The sequence below is a fragment of the Pedobacter sp. PF22-3 genome (assembly GCF_026239555.1).
Taxonomy (GTDB): Bacteria; Bacteroidota; Bacteroidia; order Sphingobacteriales; family Sphingobacteriaceae; genus Pedobacter.
Genome location: NZ_JAPIVP010000004.1, coordinates 39,235 through 54,741 on the forward strand (window position 1 = coordinate 39,235; position 15,507 = coordinate 54,741).

General features: G+C 37.9%; 11 protein-coding genes and 2 tRNA genes. All 13 read right to left on the bottom strand.

The window, feature by feature from the left end; all coding sequences use genetic code 11:
• Positions 1–214: 214 nt before the first annotated feature.
• Complete coding sequence (locus tag OQX63_RS06695; protein ID WP_265850129.1) at positions 215–1,078, bottom strand: AMP nucleosidase; 864 nt, start codon at positions 1,076–1,078, stop codon at positions 215–217.
• A gap of 93 nt (positions 1,079–1,171) precedes the next feature.
• On the bottom strand, positions 1,172–2,440 hold the full coding sequence (gene clpX, locus OQX63_RS06700) for an ATP-dependent Clp protease ATP-binding subunit ClpX (RefSeq protein WP_371823028.1): 1,269 nt from the start codon (positions 2,438–2,440) through the stop codon (positions 1,172–1,174).
• Complete coding sequence (gene clpP / locus OQX63_RS06705; RefSeq protein WP_138822840.1) at positions 2,394–3,101, bottom strand: ATP-dependent Clp endopeptidase proteolytic subunit ClpP; 708 nt, start codon at positions 3,099–3,101, stop codon at positions 2,394–2,396. The genes clpX and clpP overlap by 47 nt, the downstream gene beginning before the upstream one ends.
• Before the next feature lie 53 nt (positions 3,102–3,154).
• On the bottom strand, positions 3,155–3,514 hold the full coding sequence (locus tag OQX63_RS06710) for a four helix bundle protein (protein WP_265850130.1): 360 nt from the start codon (positions 3,512–3,514) through the stop codon (positions 3,155–3,157).
• Between the two features lie 81 nt (positions 3,515–3,595).
• Positions 3,596–4,948: a trigger factor gene (gene tig, locus OQX63_RS06715; protein WP_265850131.1), complete on the bottom strand. Its 1,353-nt coding sequence runs from the start codon at positions 4,946–4,948 to the stop codon at positions 3,596–3,598.
• A gap of 169 nt (positions 4,949–5,117) precedes the next feature.
• A tRNA-Leu gene (locus OQX63_RS06720) sits at positions 5,118–5,199 on the bottom strand.
• A gap of 706 nt (positions 5,200–5,905) precedes the next feature.
• Positions 5,906–5,987: transfer RNA gene (locus OQX63_RS06725), tRNA-Leu, on the bottom strand.
• 143 nt (positions 5,988–6,130) lie between these two features.
• Positions 6,131–6,433, bottom strand: a complete 303-nt coding sequence (locus OQX63_RS06730) for a hypothetical protein (protein ID WP_265850132.1) — start codon at positions 6,431–6,433, stop codon at positions 6,131–6,133.
• A gap of 61 nt (positions 6,434–6,494) precedes the next feature.
• Positions 6,495–7,292, bottom strand: coding sequence for a helical backbone metal receptor (locus tag OQX63_RS06735; protein WP_265850133.1), 798 nt, complete (start codon positions 7,290–7,292; stop codon positions 6,495–6,497).
• 54 nt (positions 7,293–7,346) lie between these two features.
• A complete protein-coding gene (locus OQX63_RS06740) occupies positions 7,347–8,030 on the bottom strand; it encodes an ABC transporter ATP-binding protein (protein ID WP_265850134.1) in 684 nt (227 codons plus the stop codon).
• An 81-nt stretch (positions 8,031–8,111) separates the two neighbouring features.
• Positions 8,112–10,538, bottom strand: coding sequence for an ABC transporter permease (locus OQX63_RS06745; protein WP_265850135.1), 2,427 nt, complete (start codon positions 10,536–10,538; stop codon positions 8,112–8,114).
• A gap of 77 nt (positions 10,539–10,615) precedes the next feature.
• Positions 10,616–13,009 carry an ABC transporter permease gene (locus OQX63_RS06750; RefSeq protein ID WP_265850136.1) on the bottom strand — a complete coding sequence of 798 codons (2,394 nt, stop codon included), beginning with the start codon at positions 13,007–13,009 and terminating at the stop codon, positions 10,616–10,618.
• A 69-nt stretch (positions 13,010–13,078) separates the two neighbouring features.
• Positions 13,079–15,454 carry an ABC transporter permease gene (locus OQX63_RS06755; RefSeq protein ID WP_265850137.1) on the bottom strand — a complete coding sequence of 792 codons (2,376 nt, stop codon included), beginning with the start codon at positions 15,452–15,454 and terminating at the stop codon, positions 13,079–13,081.
• Between the last annotated feature and the right edge of the window lie 53 nt (positions 15,455–15,507).

The window sequence follows — 15,507 nt, forward strand, 5'->3', positions numbered from 1 at the left end:
CTAAGATGGCGTCATGCTGATCCGATGGTTATCGGATTTATTTCAGCATCTTTTCCACTAACTAAAAAGATCCTGAAACACGATGACGATCGCCCTAACCCAATGCATGATGCTGATCCGATGACTATCGGATTTATTCAGCATCTATCTTTTTCTTTCAACAACTTAAATTAAAAGATCCTGAAACAAGTTCAGGATGACGATTTTCCCCATCCTAAAACAACAAGTGTTTAACCGTTAGCCCATTATTGATCAATTGTTTTAATGAATCGATACCAATGCGCAAATGCGTTTCTACATATTTTTCGGTAACGCTGCTGTCGCTTTCCGCAGTTTTAACACCCTCAGGAATCATAGGTTGATCGGAAACCAAAAGCAATGCACCAGCTGGAATTTTATTGGCAAAGGCCGTAGTAAAAATCGTTGCCGTTTCCATATCTACAGCCATTGCACGTAAAGTCTTCAAATACTTTTTAAATTCCTTGTCGTGCTCCCAAACCCTGCGGTTGGTAGTGTAACACGTTCCGGTCCAATAATCTCTTCCGTGATCACGTATAGTGGTAGAAATCGCTTTCTGCAAGGCGAAAGCTGGCAATGCAGGTACTTCTGCCGGCAGGTAATCATTTGAGGTACCTTCTCCCCTGATGGCCGCAATAGGTAAAATTAAGTCACCCAACTGGTTTTTCTTTTTCAAACCGCCACATTTACCCAAAAACAGCACAGCTTTAGGTTTAATCGCCGTTAGTAAATCCATCATGGTTGCTGCCAACGGACTTCCCATACCAAAATTAATGATGGTGATACCATTAGCGGTAACACTTTGCATAGGCTTATCTAAACCCATGATCGGCGCGTTATCATTCCACTCCGAAAACATGCTTACATATTTACTGAAATTGGTTAACAGGATATAATCGCCGAATTGATCTAATGGCCTGCCAGTATAACGTGGTAACCAGTTTTTAACAATTTCATCTTTCGATTTTAATCCTGATTTAACAGGACTTTCTACTTCTTTTACTTTTTTCGATTTCTCTACAATTTCCTCGTCTTTTTTTATGTCTTTTTCTTCGTTCATACTTTTTGGTTTAGAGCCTGGCGCATGGCGCATAGCGTTAACAATACTATATTACAAAAAATCCCTCCCGAATTACGGGAAGGATTTGATTTTTTAAGCGGCCTGAAGCTTTTTAAAATCGGCCTTTTCAAATTTCTCTATCGCGTAATCGAGATTGATATGCAGTTCCTTGACATCCGTCTGCGTTGGTGTATCGAACATCGCATCCAACATAATCGCTTCACAGATCGATCTTAAACCACGCGCCCCCAATTTATATTCCATTGCTTTATCCACAATAAAATTTAAAACATCTTCATCAAAAACAAGCTTTACATCTTCATAAGCAAAAAGCTTAACATACTGCTTGATCAATGAGTTTTTAGGTGCGGTTAAAATGTTTCTTAAAGATTCTTTATCCAATGGATTTAAGTGAGAAAGAACCGGTATACGACCAATTAATTCTGGAATTAATCCAAAAGATTTTAAATCCTGAGGTGTGATATACTTATAAAGATTTTTAAGATCCAATACGGTTTCATCTTTCTTTACTTTGTAACCTACAGCCTGGGTACGTAAACGGTTGGCAATTTTACGTTCGATACCATCAAATGCACCACCACAGATAAATAAGATGTTATTGGTGTTTACCGGGATCATTTTCTGATCTGGGTGTTTACGTCCGCCCTGAGGTGGAACATTAACTACCGTACCTTCTAAAATCTTCAATAAGGCCTGCTGAACACCTTCGCCTGATACATCGCGGGTGATGGATGGATTATCGCTTTTACGTGCCACTTTATCTACCTCATCGATGTAAACAATACCGCGTTCCGCAGCAGTTACATCATAATCTGCAGCCTGAAGCAAACGCGTTAAGATACTCTCTACATCTTCGCCTACATAACCAGCTTCTGTTAAAACAGTTGCATCGCAGATACAGAAAGGCACATGCAAAATTTTAGCAATGGTTTTAGCCAAAAGCGTTTTACCTGTTCCGGTTTCGCCCACCAACATGATATTCGATTTTTCAATCTCAATCTCGTCTTTATCAACTTTTTGATTTAAACGCTTGTAATGGTTATAAACGGCAACAGAAAGTACCTTTTTAGCATCATCCTGACCAATAACATATTGATCAAGATGTTGTTTAATCTCAAGAGGCTTTAATAAGTTTATCGCCTCCTGAATATTTTTAGTCCCTTTGGTTCCTAGTTCCTGTGCAAGCAACTGATTGGCCTGGGTAACACATTTATCACAGATAAATGCATCCATACCTTCAATCAGCATTAATGTTTCATGCTTGCCAGAATGGCAGAACGAGCAACGGGATTCTTTATTTTGTTTCGCCATCTTTTTTTGCGTTTCTCGATAACACTTCATCAACCATACCAAATCCTTTTGCCTCATCGGCTGTCATCCAGTAATCGCGATCTGAAGCTTTCTCTACCCAATCATAAGTTTGACCAGAGTGTTCTGAAATAATATCGTATAATTCTTTTTTTAATTTCAACATTTCTCTCAAGTTGATCTCCATATCAGATGCCACACCTTGTGCACCTCCTGATGGCTGGTGGATCATTACTCTTGAGTGAGGCAATGCAGCGCGTTTTCCTTTTGCGCCTGCCACCAATAAAACGGCTCCCATTGATGCAGCCATACCGGTACAGATGGTTGCTACATCAGGCTGAATATACTGCATGGTATCATAAATACCTAAACCTGCATAAACTGAACCGCCTGGCGAGTTAATATAGATCTGAATGTCCCTATCGGCATCAGCAGATTGTAAAAACAATAATTGCGCCTGGATAATGTTGGCATTCTGATCATAAATGGCATCACCTAAAAAGATAATACGATCCATCATTAACCTGGAGAAAACATCCATCTGTGCTACGTTTAGTTGGCGTTCTTCAATAATATATGGCGTCATGCTCTTAGGATTCAAATTAGCCTGAGCAATAAATTTATCTACGTGTAAACCGCCAATTCCCTGATGTTTAACGGCAAATTTTCTGAATTCTTGTGAATCTATGTTCATGAGTTATGAGTTTGGCGTTTTGCGGTGAGCGTTAAACCCTCCAAAAACGCTGGTTACTTTAATAAATATTTTCTGAAGTTGGTTAATTTCCGTGCCAATTTATCTAATTCTTCCAGATATTCATTCAACTCTGTGTCAGAAATATATTTTCTCCGTTCTAAAACTACTAAAATATTTGCATTCTCAAACGTAGAACGATGTGCAATATTCAGATAATGAGCGAATTCCTTATTAGAAACCGAACCTGACCCCTCGGCGATATTATTGGATATGCTAAGAGCAGCCCCATTGAGCTGCTCTGCAAATCTGTATTTTTTATCAACTGACAATCGGTCAGCTATATCTAGTAATTTATCAGTTAACAAGATTGATAACTGCCAAACTTCGAGCGATTGAAATTTAAATTGTGCCATAACTAAATATAGCAATAGCATCATCATTTCCAAAACAGCTTGGGCATTATGTTAAACGCCTAACGCCACACGCCAACCGCTTTATTTTTTCTCCACCAGTGCAACAAATTTATCGTAATCAATATCTTTTTGCTCTAAAGTAACAACAGATTTGATTTGCTCGAATGTTTTTAATGCTTTTACCTCTTCGAAAACACGGTTTGCATTTTCTTTTTCCTGTAAAAACTGAACAGCATATTGAGCCAATTGATCCTCAGGAAGTGGGCTTGGGCTGTACATTCTGAACTGTGCATCTAATTTAGCTTTAGCCGCCTGAACTACATCCTCATATTTGATTTCGATGCTGTTATCTTTAATGATTTTATTTTCAATTAAAGTCCATTTAAGGTTTTTTGCGAAATCATCATAACCTTCAGCTAATTCTTCGTCGGTTAATTTTTCGTTTGTAGCTTTCAACCAACGACGTAAAAATTCATCAGGCAATTCAAAACTGTGTTTAGCTAAAAGTGCTTCATAAATATCGTTTGATAATTTACGCTCTGCATCTTGTTTAAACATACCTTCTACTTCTTCCGTAATTTTAGCTCTGAAACCGGCTTCGTCAGTTACCGTACCTTCACCAAATAATTTATCAAAAAACTCCTGGTTTAAGTCTGACTCTTCTAAACGGTTAACGTTTTTAACGTGAAGTTTGAAGTTTGCTTTTAAAGCAGCGGCCTCTTCTTCTGAAATATTTAAAGCTTTTGCAATTACAGCATCATCTTCAAAGGCTTTTTGGATATCGATGGTTACTTCATCGTCTTTCTTTACACCAATTAGCGATTTAAGAATTTTTTTATCTTTAATTTGATCTAAACGAACACTTGCAGTACTGGTAATACCACCTTCAACAGCAGTACCATCTTCAGCTACCTGTGTTAATTCTGCATAAAGTACATCATCATCAGCCGAAACTTCCGGATTGGTCATTTTACCATAGCTACGACGGATATTTTTGATACGCTCTTCTAATGTTTGCTGATCAGCTTTGATTACGTATTCTGTAAATTTATCTTTAGATGAAAGATTTACGTCAAAAGCCGGTGCTAAACCTAACTCGTAATCAAACTCGAAATCATCTGTATTATCCCATTTAAATTCGCGCTCATCGTCTGTTTTAGGAAGTGGTTGACCTAAAATTTCTAATTTTTGCTCGGTAATATAGTTAGATAAGGTATCGTTTAACAAATTATTTACCTCTTCTACTAAGATACTTTTGCCATACATTTTTTTAATGTGGGCAGCAGGAACCATTCCTTTACGGAAACCAGGTAATTGTGCTTTTTTAGCTTGATCTTTAATGGCTTTCTCTACTTTTCCAGTGTAATCAGCAGGGGCAATCTTGATTTTTACAACAGCATTTAAGTTGCCGGTTTTTTCCTGTGTAATATTCATTTTTTCTGAGATATAGTATGATGTACAGTTAGACGGGAGATAGGAGATATGAGATTTGAGAAAAACCATATATCGCCACAACCGGCACAGCACATCAATTTTTATTAATCAATGTTTTTAAAAACAAAACCGTTCCGATGTTTAAATCGGAACGGCCTTTATCTTGTTGTGCGGAAGAAGGGACTCGAACCCCCACGCCGTGAAGCGCCAGATCCTAAGTCTGGTGCGGCTACCAATTACGCCACTTCCGCAGTTAGGATGTTGTAAGGACTGCAAAGATAGAAACAAGATTGAATAATCAAAAGGCATTGAAGATATTTTATTGATTATTTTGATCAAAAAAGGCTAACTAATTAGTTTTTAAGGAGAAAAAAATTATTCAGCAGATTTACTAAGCGCTTTCGCGATGTGCTGTAGAGACACAGACCATGGAGACTTGTAACTTAAAGCAGTATTATTACTAAATAAAGGTATAAGTTTTGTTTCAAATCAATATATGCCTTTTTTCTTGGAAAGCAGGTTCAGTAGCTTTTAGGATGATAAAGTCCCGCTGTACGCTTTATCCCGATGAAAAATCGGGACCGCTTCCATCGGGTTTAGATGGCAGAGCCAGTAGAGTGGTTAATGTTTGAATACCAAACCTTCCTACGGAACGAAAACGCCAATTTTGCAATTGGCTACTACCGAGGAGTCGTCCCCCTGGCTATGTCATTAATTCAGAAGAAAATCTAAAATTGGTATCACCCTGAGCGTAGTAGAAGGGTATTTCTTTTAATCGATTATCCTTTATATGTCTTCTACTACGCTCAGACTGACAACCACAATGCTTAACTTAATGACATTGCCCGTTGAGACGTGGGAGACTTTATAAATAGAGGCAATACAAATCACAAGATCAACGGCTATGCCATAAAAAAAACCGTTCTGATATTTAAATCGGAACGGTTGATCTTATTGTGCGGAAGAAGGGACTCGAACCCCCACGCCGTGAAGCGCCAGATCCTAAGTCTGGTGCGGCTACCAATTACGCCACTTCCGCAGATAGGATGTTTTAAGGATTGCAAAGATAGAAACTAAATCGAAAAATCAAATTTTATTACTTATAAAATTTAATTTGTGATACACGGTCAATGGGTGTGAGCGTGTACTCAACCTGTTAGCTGGCTTACATTTCCATCTTACCTAAAATTTCACCAGCGTTACATCGATCAGCTCGGGGCCACCGTCAACAGGATAACCTACAACCTTTTTTCCTTTAATCGTAACCTTTTTATCTAAATACGTATCAAGATTTATGGTTTCACTTTTTAAGGCATAGGTTTTATTGGCGGCTTTTAATAAATGTGTACCATATTGAAAGGTTGTCATTCCAAGTTTTTGGATAGTTCCGCTTGCGGTAACAGAACTGGTATGGTTTGCATCTTTCAAAGGGCTACAGCCAGAAATTATAGCAACAAACAGGGATAATATTAATATTCTTTTCATGGTAGTGTAAACGGGGTAATTTAATTTTATGCTACAATTTACACAAATTAAAACGGGATGATTAATAAAGTTGTTTTTGGAATTCGAAAAAATACTGAACGGCTTTAACCAGCCTGCTTCCATACCAGCTAAACATTTCGCCGTCTACCAACATAATTTTAGCATTTGGAATTGCTTTATGAATTTCTTCAATATGTTTTTCTTTAAAAGGATAAGGTTCTGATGAAAGCAGAATCAGTTCGCAGTTTAAAGTTTCCAGTTCCTCAAGTATTATTTCAGGGTAGCGTTCCTGATTGATGATATTAGTCATACCGTTGCTTAGTAAAATATCATTAATAAATGTATTTTTTCCAGCGGCCATATAAGGCTTTCGCCAGATGAGATAGGCGACCTTTTTATCAATTTTATTTTGAAGCGCAAGTGTTTTTAGGTCATTAAATCCAGCTGATATTAAATGGTTGAGGTAACTCGCTTCTGGTTGCCGGTTTACCAGATCCCCTATCTGCCCAATGGTTTTCATGGCATCATCCAAAGTAAAGATATCGCTCATCCATACTGGAAAACATTCAGCTAATTCTTCTATATCGCGCTGCGTATTTTCTTCTTTGTTGCCAATAATAAGATCAGGCTTCAAATCTTTAATTAAATCAATATTGAGTTTTTTTGTTCCGCCTACTTTGGTACGTGTGGCAAACTTTTCTATCGGATGAATGCAAAACTTAGTTAATCCGATAATTTCCTGATCAAGACCTAAATCGAATAAAAGCTCGGTTTGCGAAGGAACAATAGAAATGATCCGTTTGGGCGGGAAATTAACGACAACCTCCCTTCCCATTTGGTCTTTGAATGTTTTTTGCATAGCGCAAAGGTAATTAACCACAGCTAAAAAGGGTTAATACCTTTGGAAATTATGTCAGGCTGTAACCGCCACATCTTCTTTTATAAGCCCATCAGCAATGTGTAATATCCGGGAGCCATATTGTGCATTCTTTTCTGAATGGGTAACCTGGATAATGGTAATCCCCTCTTCTTCATTGAGTTTTTTAAACAGGCTCATTATTTCTTCTGCCTGGGCTGACTGTAAATTTCCTGTAGGCTCATCGGCAAGAATAATGGAAGGCTGTGCTGCTAAAGCCCGGGCGATGCCCACCAACTGTTGCTGCCCGCCTGATAACTGGTTCGGGAATAAATCCTTTTTAGCCACCATGTTAAAACGGTCTAACAAATCAGCAATTCTACTGGCGCGCTCGCCGCTACCCACTTTTTTATACAAAAGCGGTGCTTCAATGTTTTCGTAAACCGTCATCTCATCAATTAAGTGGTAGGCCTGAAACACAAAACCAATGTGGTTACGATATAGTTCTATCCGTTTGCGCTCGTTCAAATTGGTTACATCCTCACCCAGGAAATTATAAATACCATAGGTAGGCTCTTCCAACATGCCAATAATATTAAGCAAGGTCGATTTTCCGGCACCAGATGGACCCATGATGGAAACAAATTCGCCTTGGTTTATGGTAGTGGTGACTAAGCGCAACACATAATTTTTAACGCCTTTATTGGCGTAGTACTTTTCGATATTGGTAAGTTGTATCATGTTTAAGGTTTAGGGTATGAGGTTTAAGGTATAGGATTTAGGGTTTAGCGATGAGCTGGAAAGTTACGCTATACGCCGTTATTATTCATATTTAAGTGCATTTACCGGATCAGTTATAGCGGCTTTCCTTGCCTGTATGCTTACTGTAAGTATGGCGATAATTAGCGAAATTAACGTAGCAGTAACAAAAGGTACAAAAGGCATTTCTATTCGATAAGCAAAGCCTTCGAGCCACTTTTTTATAATAATATAAGCGATAGGCCAACTGACTAAGTTTGCCACGATAACCAGGATTAAAAATGATTTATTGAGCAGGCTTACAATCTGGATGTTTGATGCACCAAGTACTTTTCTTACCGCAATCTCCTTGGTTTTCCGCTTAGCTACAAATGTAGAAAGTGCAAATAAACCAAGTAATGAAAGGGAAACAGAAACCAGGCTGAACAGGATAATCATGTTCATAAACTGCCTGTTCTCTTCCAGGCTTTTTGAAAAAGCATCTTCAAGGGAAGTGTACACCATCGGGAAGTTCGGATACATTATTTTCCATTCCTTTTCAATTTTGCTGATGATCTCTCTATAATGAGCTGTATTGAAACGTACCAGTAAATTGTTTGTATTGGAAGTCCCTCCAAGTTTAGTCACCTTATAAACCGTTGGCAAAACCGCTTTGTCAAAACCTTCGTTATGGTAGTTTTTAATAATACCTACCACTTGAAAAATATTGTTTTTGCCTTGCCAATCGGTTTTTTGGTAGGTCTGCCCGAGAAGATTTTTTCCAAATAAATTTGCCGCTGCCTCGTTTAAGACAACAGTATTAACGGTATCGCTTTTATATTCTTTTGAAAAAATCCGGCCTTGCAATACTTTCATACCAAGCGCGGGCAATGCATCCATTGTAACAGTTACGGTATTTAATTTTATAGGCTTACCCTTGTATTGAATTTCTTCAGGCACATTAAAACTATTTCCCAATACCTGGGTAGTCGTTGCAACATATTGAACACCGGGAATTTTCTTCAGCCTCTCGGCAAATTTATCTTCATAACCGGTTTCTATGTTTATCAGATTTCCTCTTTCAAAGCCTAAATCCTTATTGCTCATAAACCTGGACTGCATTTCCATTACACCGATGGATATAATGAAAGTTACGGAAATGACGAACTGAAAAACAACCAACACATTCCGAAGTGCTATACCACGCAAACCATTTTCATAATTCCCTTTTAAAACAGCTACAGGATTATAGTTGGATAAAATCCAGGCCGGGTATAAACCAGAAAGTAATGTTACAAAGACAAACAGGCCTAGCAGCTGGGCAATCAGGACAAATAATTTGGCATTGTGCCAAAAACTTAAGGCCACATTAAACTGCTGGTTGAAAGTTGGTAATACCATTTCAATTAAAACGATACAGAGAAAAAGTGAAATCAGGCTCTGCAACCCGGATTCGATTAAAAATTGAGCGGTCAACTGCCTTTTATAAGAACCAAGTACTTTCTTAACGCCTACTTCCTTGGCCCGCTGAACAGACTGTGCCGTGGCCAGGTTGATGAAGTTAATGATCGAAACCAGGAGCAAAAATGCCGATATGGCCATTACTGGTTTCAACTTTTCGAACCAGCTAAGGGTATACGGCGGATTGGAATGCACATTTTCTAACGGGATAACTTTTAAGCCAGGTACTTTTTCAGGTTTGTGGATATCTTCATCATCCTGCTTCTGCCCTTTCAATAAGTTTTTCTTGAAATCAACATATAATTTCTGCAAAGTCTGGTTTAACACCAGTGTATCGCTGGCTTTGTTAAGTTTTGCATACATCAGACAGTAATTATTATTTGTCGGTTCATCTGGATCTTTATCTTTATTTCCAGTTCGCACAATAGCACTAAAACCGACACTTTGCGGCGATTTGGGTTCACTTACTATGCCAGTAACGGTTAATAAATTACCCTTGTCATCCCTCCAGCGTATCATTCTGATTGTTTTACCCAAAGCTCTTGTCGTACCAAAAAGCTTTAAGGCCAGGTCTTCTTTCAGAACGATGGTATTCTTATTTTCAAGTGCTTTATCAGCACTGCCCTGCACGAACTGATAGTCGAAAACCTTAAAGAAACTGCTATCCGAATCTTTTATGTTGTTAACCATTACCGGATCGGCGTTTTCTGTTTTAACCGAGTAGCCACTGCCAAAATCCCAGTCGTTATCTACTTTGGTTACTGCAACTGCCTGTGGTAATTTTGTTCTGATCAGATTTGCGATGCGGCTGTTCGAAACCTCATTCCAGTGCTCCTTATTATCAGGGGTAAAAAAATCATGTTTTTCCCTGATCTGATAGACATTTTTTAACTCCGGAGACCACTTATCGTAACTTTCTTCATGATTGATATACAAAATCATGAGTACAAAAGCAGTTAGGCCAAGTGCTAGTCCGAGAATATTAATGGCGGCATAAACCTTGTTTTTCCAGAGGTTTCGCCAGGCGATTTTGAGGTTTAATTTAAGCATATTTGGAAGGTTTAGCGAAGAGCGTTTGGCGACCGGCGGTAAATTTATACCAAACACCGAGCGCTAACAGCAGTTCTTTATTCATATTTAAGTGCATCAATGGTATTTGCAGCGGCCGCTTTATAAGAACGGATGCTTACTGTTATTAAAGTTATTGCCATGGATATTACCATTGCCAAGGCAAATGGCCAGATACTGATATCAATCCGATAGGCAAAGCCCGAAAGCCATTTGAAAACGAATAAATACGCTAGCGGCCAGGCCACCATATTTGCGATAAAAACCATTATCAGGAATGAACCGTTCAGCATTTTCACCAATTCGATGGTTGAGGCACCTAACACTTTTCTAATGGCAACTTCTTTGGTTCGTTGCGTAGTAACAAAAGAAATTAAGCCGAATAAACCGATAAACGAAATAAAGATGATTACACCTGCAAAAACTTTAAATAGGGTGCCCATAATTTGCTCACTTTCGTAATAGCTATTTATACTTTGATTTACAAAACCTGAATCGAAAATTCCATTGGGGAAATTGTTTTTCCAAACGGCTTCAATATCTTTCATGGAAGAAACCAATTGTTCAGAATCCATTTTTATGGCAACATTCCAATATTGATCGTTACCTGGAAAAATTGCCAATCCGGAAATATGCTCTTTTAAAGATTGGTCGTTAAAATCTTTTACCACACCTGAAATCGGAACGGTGTTTCCACTCGCACTAATCACTTTTCCAATCGCATCCTGCGGATTAAGGATATGCATCTTCTTCAAAAAAGTCTCATTTACCACGCATGCATTCGCGGTATCACTCTTACGAAAGATTTTTCCCGCTATCAATTTCAAATCAAAAACTTTGAAAAAATTTTCATCGGCTCGCATATTCCTCAATTCAAAATCCCCATTCTTAATACCATTGTAAGTAAAATCACTGGAATTAATATCGCTTGATAATGGTGCTGACTGGCAAAAACTCATTTCTTTTACACCTGGAATTCTAAGTACTTTTTCTTTGAAAGTGTTGTATCTGATTTTGCTTAAACTATCAGTAGGTATGCCAACTATCGCGACAGCGTTCGGATTAAATCCTAAGGGTTTTTCCTGAACATATTGCATTTGCTTAATGATTACTAAAGTGCCGATAATCAATATAACGGTTATTGAAAACTGAACCACAACCAGAATTTTACGGAGACTTAAACCTCCGTTATTGAGCGAAATTTTGTTCTTGATGGCAAGTGCGGGATTAAACTTCGAAATAATTATTGCCGGATAAAAACCTGCCAGAAAGCTCACAAACAAAACGAGAATGGCCATGAAAATAAATATTACCGGATGAGCGAACAGGCTGAATTCGATGGTGCCTTTAAACAAATTCTGCATCGGCGGAATGGCCAGTTCAGTTATAACACAAGCTATGAGTAATGCAACCAGGCTTACTGCAAAAGTTTCCGTTAGGAACTGACTTACGAGCTGCTTCCTTTTACTTCCCATCACCTTACGAACGCCAACTTCTTTTGAGCGGTTAACAGATTGTGCTGTACTTAAATTAATGAAATTTATACAGGCGGTGATGATGAGAAACAGGCCAATTACAGCAAGTCCATAAAGTTCACTTTTATTGATTGATGAATCGGCAAAGTTGTCATATTTTTCACTAAAATGTATATCTCTTAATGGCTGAAGCTTATTTTTTTGATTACCAGCTATTTTTTCAATCGGATAATATTTTTGATTGAACCTTTTTAATGATGCCTGAACATCTTTGGCTGTAAGTCCATCTTTTAATAATACATAACTTGAAGTACTTGAATTTACAGAGTCCCAATTCTCGTTAAATCTACCGGCAAAGGTTTCGTAACTAATTACAATACCAAGTGGAAAACTACTATTTTGTGGCTGGTCTTCAATTATTCCTGCAACCAGTAAATCTGTTTTATTTCCAACAGTAATGGTTTTCCCGATAGCACTTTTCACACTACCAAAAAATTTAATAGCGTACTTTTCCGTTAAAACAGCTGAATTTGGTTTTGATAATGCCAATTCAGGAGCACTGTAAATCCATTTTATATCACTAAAAATATCAAAAAAATCAGGCTGGGTATAATAAACGGCTTCGCGTGACTTAAGTTTCTCTTTACCAACTGCATCTTTTATACTGATAACACCACCTCTTTTCAAAATGGATCCCACTTTTTCAAATCCTGCGATCTCATTTCTGGCGGCGGCAGAAAAAGGTATTGGCACGCCAGCTGAAAAGTCATCATACGCATTGTAATTCCAGTCGGTAACTACTCTGAAAATCCTGTCCTCATTTTTAAATCCCTGATCAAAACTCATCTGATAGCGGATAAAAATAAAGATCAAAATACAACTGGCCATCCCGATTGACAAGCCTAGAACATTAATAAACGTATAGCCTTTGTTTTTCCAGAGGTTTCGCCAGGCGATTTTTAGGTTAAGTTTGAACATCTTGAGTGTAGTTTAGCGTAAAGCGTTTGGAGATTAGCGAAAATTATCGCCAAACACCACTCGCAGGTCTTATTCATATTTAAGGGCATCAACAGGGTTTGCTTTAACCGCTTTTTTTGCCTGAATGCTTACGGTTACTACAGTTAATAAAATCGTAATTAATGCACTACTAACAAAGGGTAGCGCAGGTAGATCAATTCGGTAAGCAAAAGTTTCGAGCCATTTTTTAGTTAGGATATAAGCAACCGGCCAGGAAATTACGTTAGCTATGAGTACCATGATAAAAAATGAACTGTTAATTAATTTGAAGATTTGAAGATCACTTGCTCCCAAAATTTTGCGCACTGCGATCTCTTTGACGCGTCCGTTGGTGATGTATTTTGCAAAGGCAAACAAACCTAAAATAGCAATGAAGATGGTGAGCAATGCCGCTGCGAAAAACGCGGATTGTAACTGCTCCTGTTTTTTGAAAAGTTTACCGTAAAGTTCATCTAAAAATTCATATCTAAAATCTTCGCCGTCCTGGGGATTTATTTGTGGCCATTGTGCTTTCAAAGCAGCCAAAGCATCAACCATTTTATTTTCCTCAACTTTAACCATGATTTGCGTTTTTGAATTACCGCAAGGATTTTTAATTGCATAAATAGTAGGCTGAACGGCACTTTCAAATCCTTGTGCTTTAAAATCTTTTGCTACCCCTACAATCTTATAATCTATATTACAGCCTCTTATCGTCTGTCCGACTGGATTTTTAATTCCATATTTCGCAACAGCACTTTCATTTATCACCACAGAATTGGTAGTATCGGTACTGTATGACTTGGAGAAAAACCGCCCCTCTTTTAATTTAATATCAAGTGTTTCAAAGTAATCAAAATCCACATCGACAAAATCAATGCTTTTCTGCATACCATTTACGGTATAACCGTTACCTCCGTTTTCGCTCCCATCAGGAACACCAGTAGCTACAGTTACTGATTTTATTCCCTGGATTTTTAAGATTTTATCTCTAACCGGGGCAAATTTTTCAGGTTTATTGAAAAGACTTATGTTTTTAATATAAACAACCTGATTTGCTGTAAAACCCAGATCCTGAGTCCGCATATATTTCAATTGTGCGTTGATAATGAACAAACCAATTATAAAAATCACCGCAATGCTGAACTGAAAAATCAGTAGGCCATTTCGCAGCCATGAGCTTTGTTTACTGGTCGAAAAATTACCTTTTAGTACCAACGCAGGTTTGAAACCTGATAATACTAAAGCTGGATAAGTACCTGCCACAAATGTAATCAGGCATAAAATTAAGGGCAATTGCCAGAATAAGTTATTTTCAATATTCCAGATGGATAAATTAACCTGAAAAAGGTTGTTGAAATATGGCAGGGCTAATTCTGCTATTGTTAAGGCAAGAATTGTAGCGACAAAACATTGAATAAATATTTCGGTCAGAAATTGTGTGGTAAGCTGGAAACGATAAGCACCCATTACTTTTTTTATGCCGACTTCTTTGGCCCTTTTTGTAGCCTGAGCAATGCTTAGATTGGTGAAATTGATACAGGCAATAACCAGGATCAGAATTCCAAGTACAGAAAGGGCGATTAGTATTTTATATGGCGCATCATTACCCGCCTTTGGCCTGAGGTGCAAATTTGCAAGCGGGTCTAAAAATGTTGAAACACCCTTTATTTCTTCTATGGTTTTTTGGTCAGTTTCGCCTTTTAATAATTCTTTTCGGTATAAGTCTGTAATTTTTTGTTCCAGGTTTGCGATGTCAGTTCCGGGTTTTACCTGAATATAGGTCGTGTAATTGTTATATCCATAATTCTCTCCCTGTCCTATTTCATTACCGATTGAAATGCCGTCGAAAGTAATATTTGAATGCAAATTATTTGTAATTGAACCATTAATTTTACTGGTAATGCCCGAATTGCTTGCTCCCATTCCTACCATTTCAGGCTTGTTATCTGTTTTATTTGGAAAAAGCACTTTCATGTTTTCCTCGCTCAGATAAGAAAGTCTGTCAGCATCACCTGCAGGTTTTTCTAAGCCTCCCGTAGGTTTCAAATCAAGAATCTTAGCGGCATTGTAATCAGCCTGCATAAAGTTTTTGGCAAACAATGTATTTTTGCCATTCTTCATGGTGAATTCGAAAAAACCGCGTTTAGTAATCCCGGCATTTTCTACCTCCGGGAAATTCTGTTTTATTGCTTTTGCAAATGGCGGCGAAGTGTAGTTCGTTTTAAAATCAGGATAAATCCGTCCAACTACATAAATATTGTTGTAGTTTGGATTGGTTTTATCAAAGCTGGTTTCGTAAGTAAAATAAAGCACAACTAAAATAAAAGCAGCCAAAGCAATGGCTAAACCACCAACATTAATTGAAGTAATACCTCTACTTCTCCAAAGGTTTCGGAATGCGATTTTTAAGTTTAATTTGAACATAAGGCGTAGGTTTAGCGTAAAGTGTTTGGCGTGTAGCGTTTAAACGCTTAGCA

Coding starts and splice junctions, on each gene's coding strand:
- OQX63_RS06750 (WP_265850136.1), bottom strand. CDS start 13,009: ATGTTCAAACTTAACCTAAAAATCGCCTGGCGAAACCTCTGGAAAAAC.
- OQX63_RS06695 (WP_265850129.1), bottom strand. CDS start 1,078: ATGAACGAAGAAAAAGACATAAAAAAAGACGAGGAAATTGTAGAGAAA.
- clpP (WP_138822840.1), bottom strand. CDS start 3,101: ATGAACATAGATTCACAAGAATTCAGAAAATTTGCCGTTAAACATCAG.
- OQX63_RS06740 (WP_265850134.1), bottom strand. CDS start 8,030: ATGATACAACTTACCAATATCGAAAAGTACTACGCCAATAAAGGCGTT.
- OQX63_RS06730 (WP_265850132.1), bottom strand. CDS start 6,433: ATGAAAAGAATATTAATATTATCCCTGTTTGTTGCTATAATTTCTGGC.
- OQX63_RS06735 (WP_265850133.1), bottom strand. CDS start 7,292: ATGCAAAAAACATTCAAAGACCAAATGGGAAGGGAGGTTGTCGTTAAT.
- tig (WP_265850131.1), bottom strand. CDS start 4,948: ATGAATATTACACAGGAAAAAACCGGCAACTTAAATGCTGTTGTAAAA.
- clpX (WP_371823028.1), bottom strand. CDS start 2,440: ATGAAGTGTTATCGAGAAACGCAAAAAAAGATGGCGAAACAAAATAAA.
- OQX63_RS06710 (WP_265850130.1), bottom strand. CDS start 3,514: ATGGCACAATTTAAATTTCAATCGCTCGAAGTTTGGCAGTTATCAATC.
- OQX63_RS06745 (WP_265850135.1), bottom strand. CDS start 10,538: ATGCTTAAATTAAACCTCAAAATCGCCTGGCGAAACCTCTGGAAAAAC.
- OQX63_RS06755 (WP_265850137.1), bottom strand. CDS start 15,454: ATGTTCAAATTAAACTTAAAAATCGCATTCCGAAACCTTTGGAGAAGT.